At 29.4% G+C, this 4,156-nt stretch carries 3 protein-coding genes; all 3 read right to left on the reverse strand.

Annotated features, from left to right (window positions below; genetic code table 11):
* A partial coding sequence (locus HMPREF9129_RS06495) for a type II secretion system F family protein (protein WP_004821705.1) occupies positions 1-498 on the reverse strand: 498 nt, incomplete at its 3' end.
* Complete coding sequence (locus HMPREF9129_RS06500; protein WP_004821707.1) at positions 495-1,922, reverse strand: GspE/PulE family protein; 1,428 nt, start codon at positions 1,920-1,922, stop codon at positions 495-497. The genes HMPREF9129_RS06495 and HMPREF9129_RS06500, both read right to left, overlap by 4 nt.
* 2 nt (positions 1,923-1,924) lie before the next feature.
* On the reverse strand, positions 1,925-3,997 hold the full coding sequence (gene topA / locus HMPREF9129_RS06505; RefSeq protein WP_004821709.1) for a type I DNA topoisomerase: 2,073 nt from the start codon (positions 3,995-3,997) through the stop codon (positions 1,925-1,927).
* Positions 3,998-4,156: the final 159 nt, after the last annotated feature.

Genomic DNA, 4,156 nt, shown 5'->3' on the forward strand with positions numbered 1-4,156 from the left:
AATTGGATATGTAAATGCCGAATAAATTTTCTTTTTAAATATCTCTTTTTCAAAATAGTAGTTAGAAAGCTCTTCCAATATTAAACTTAAACTAGAAGATTCCTCACCTATCTTTATCATATTTTCAGCAAACTGTGGACAAACATTTTCATTGCCTAGAGATTCTGCTAAAGTAAAACCTCCAAGAATATTCTTGTACACATTCTTCAAATGTTTGGCTTTTTGTTTTTCATAGCTATTAGATAAAGTCAAAACCGCATCAGGCACATTTAATTTCGAATTTATCAAAATATGAAGTTGATAAAACATTATATACAAATCTTCATTTTTAAATTTTTTTGAAAATAAATCATCTAAATTTAGTTTAGATACAGGCTCTACTTTTATAATTCTCAAACCCATTGAAAGTAATTTTTCTTCACATTCCGATAAGCTAGCAGCCTCAATTTGGTTAATTAATCTTTTATCTCCATCTAAAGCCGTATATTTGTAAATCATAAATCACCTACTGATTCAACATTTTTATACACTTCATCTAAAGAAGTCAAACCACAATCTACCATTATTTCCAAACTATCTTTTAAAGAAACCATATTTTTAGAGCATAACTCTCTAAATTCTCTTAATGATACTTCTTTTACTATTGCTTCTTTCACCTCATCTGTTAATATTAAGATTTCAAAAACTGCAGTTCTTCCAACATATCCATTTCTACACTTTGAGCAACCTTTTGGTTTATAATGAGTCATTTCTTTAGAAAAAATATCAACATACTCTTCAATTGGTTCAGCACATTCACATAATTTTCTGACTAATCTCTGCGAAATAATTCCTATAAGTCCAGCTGATATTAAATAATTTTCTATTCCCATGTCTTTTAATCTATAGATTGCTGAAGGAGAATCATTTGTATGGATTGAGGACAGCACTAAATGTCCAGTTATGGCAGCTCTAAGAGCCGTCTGTGCTGTTTCTCTGTCTCTTATTTCCCCTACCATTATCTTATCAGGGTCAAGCCTAAGTATACTCTTTAATCCGTCATTAAAACTTCTGCCAAGTTCTTTATTTATTTCAATTTGATTTATTCCATCTATCTTATACTCAACTGGGTCTTCAACAGTTATAATATTTAATTCTCTTGAATATAAGTGATTTAAAATTGTATATAGAGTTGAAGATTTCCCGCTTCCTGTAGGCCCTGATACAAGAAGTAATCCATTTGGTTGCCTTATCAGTTTTTTAACTTTTTCAGCATCTTCTCCAAACAATCCTATTCCATTCATAGTAAAATCTACAGATGTTTTATCTAAAATTCTAAGTACAATTTTTTCTTGTAGTGTAGTTGGAATAATTGCGACTCTTATATCAACAGATCTATCTTCAGTTTTAAAAGAAAATCTCCCATCAAGTGGTTTATTTCTTATCGTATAATCTAAATTTGATATTACTTTTATCCTTGTAGATAACAAATTATAACTTGCTTTAGATATTTTACTAACATCCTGTAAAATTCCATCTATTCTAAGCCTAACAACAACTTCGTTTATTTTAGAATCAAAGTGTATATCAGAAGCTCCTTTTTCAAGTGCGTATTTAATTATATTGTTAAGAGCTATTGCCGCTTCTGAATCACTTTCAAATTCAAGCGAATTTAGATTATAGTTTGAATTTAAAGAAAAATTTAAGATGAGTTTATCTTCATCTAAACTATAAAATTCATTTCTCTTTAAATTTAATAACTTAGAATCAACAACTTCAAATACTATATTTTTATCGAATATAATTTTTAAAGCACTTTCAACATTTCCGTTTAACTCTTCTGTAAAAAAAGTAATACTATCTCTGTCTTCGTTTTTAAATACTACATTATATTTTTCAGAAATTGTCTTTGGAAATTTGACTATAAACTCATCTCTATTCATTTTTATTCCTCTGTTGTTTCCCTATAATCACAATTTTGATTGCTGCACTTTATTCGTTTTTTACCCTTACCTTCCATTTCTGTCAAAATAGAATCACATTTAGGGCACATTTTATCTATTGGTTTATTCCAAGTTACAAAATCACACTCAGGATAATTATCACAACCATAGAACTTTCTACCCTTTTTACTCCTCTTAACTACTATTTCTCCTCCACATTTAGGACATTTTACACCTATTTTTTCAACTAAAGGTTTTGTATTTCTACATTCTGGAAATCCCGGACAAGCTAAAAACTTTCCATATCTTCCCATTTTTATAACCATATTTCTGCCACATTTTTCACATATTACATCAGTTTCTTGTTCTTTTATTTCAACTTTTTCAATATTTTCTTCAGCTTTATCCAAGTCTTCTTTTAGCTTTGAGTAAAAAGAAGATATAACTTCTTTCCATGGTCTTTCTCCATCGGCTATCTCATCAAGGCTTGTTTCCATATTCGCAGTAAAATCTTTATTTATTAAATCAGAAAAATTTTCTGTCAAAATTTCATTTACTGTAACTCCAAGCTCTGTTGGAACAAGTTTCTTTTCATCAATCACTACATAATATCTTGAAAGTAGAGTAGAAATTATAGGTGAATAAGTAGAAGGTCTACCTATCCCATATTCCTCCAAATATTTAATCAGACTGGCCTCATTATACCTTGCTGGCGGCTGAGTAAAATGTTGGTTAGGAATAACTTCTTTAGCTTTTAATATATCTTCTTCGTTTAATTCGGGTAGTATATTATCCTTTTCATTTGAATAATTATATACCCTTAAAAAACCATCAAACTTTATTTGAGAACCTGAAGCTTTAAATATATTATCATTAGATAAAATTTCTAAATTCATTGTTGCATATTGAGCAGGCTTCATTTGAGAACTCACTGTCCTCTTCCAAATCAACTCATATAATTTAAATTGGTCTTTAGTTAAAGAATCTTTTATTAAATAAGGTGTTTTAAATACATCTGTAGGTCTTATACATTCATGAGCATCTTGTACATTAGAGCTCTTATTTTTACTCTTATGAAACTCAAGATATTCTTTACCTATTTCTCCATTTATATAAGCTTCTATTGTTTTCAAAGCTTCATCACTTATTCTAGTTGAGTCAGTTCTCATATATGTTATCAAACCAACTGAACCAACTTTAGGTAAAGTTACCCCTTCATATAAGCTCTGTGCAACCATCATGGTCTTTTTTGTTGTGAACCCAAGTTTTTTAGAAGCTTCTTGCTGCATAGTAGAAGTTGTAAAAGGATTGTAAGGATTCTTCGACCTTGTCCCTTCTTTTATAGAATGTACTATAAAATTTTCCTCATCTATTGTTCTTAAAATTTCCTTAGTTTCTTCTTCATTCGCTAATTCAACTTTTAAACTTTTACCATTTTTAAATTTACCATAAAATTTGGTTTCAAAAGATTTTCTACCTTTTTTTAATATTGCTTCTATAGACCAATACTCTTCTGCTATAAATTCTTCAATTTCTCTTTCTCGGTCACATATAAGTTTTAAAACCACAGACTGAACTCTACCAGCTGATAAACCACTTTTAACTTTTTTCCAAAGTAATGGAGATATTTTATACCCTGCTAATCTATCCAAAACTCTTCTAGCTTGTTGGGCATCTACTAAACTTATGTCAATACTTCTCGGTTTTTTAATATTTTCTTTGACAGTATCTTTTGTTATTTCATTAAAAGTTACTCTTATCGGCTTATCTGGGTCTAGTCCTAAAATATAACTTAAATGCCAAGATATAGCTTCTCCCTCTCTATCGGGGTCAGTTGCCAAGTATATATTGTCACTGTCTTTAGCTTCTTTCTTTAATTCCTTTATTAGAGGACCTTTGCCTCTTATGTTTATATATTCAGGATCAAAATTACCTTCAACGTCAATTCCCAGTCTACTTTTAGGCAAATCTCTTATATGTCCAACTGATGCCATGACTTTATAATTCTTACCTAACATTTTCTTTATTGTCTTCGCCTTTGTTGGCGACTCTACAACGACTAAATTCTTAGTCAAATCAACACTTCCCTTTAAGTATTTTCTTAATCTTTTTATTCATCATATCAAACTACATAAATTCATACAACTTAATTTTAAATATAAGTTGTTAATTGTAAAATGAAATTGAACTAAAAAAATCCCATAGTAAATCACATTTGGTATAATTGATTCACC

The sequence above is a fragment of the Peptoniphilus indolicus ATCC 29427 genome (assembly GCF_000227315.1).
Taxonomy (GTDB): domain Bacteria; phylum Bacillota; class Clostridia; order Tissierellales; family Peptoniphilaceae; genus Peptoniphilus; species Peptoniphilus indolicus.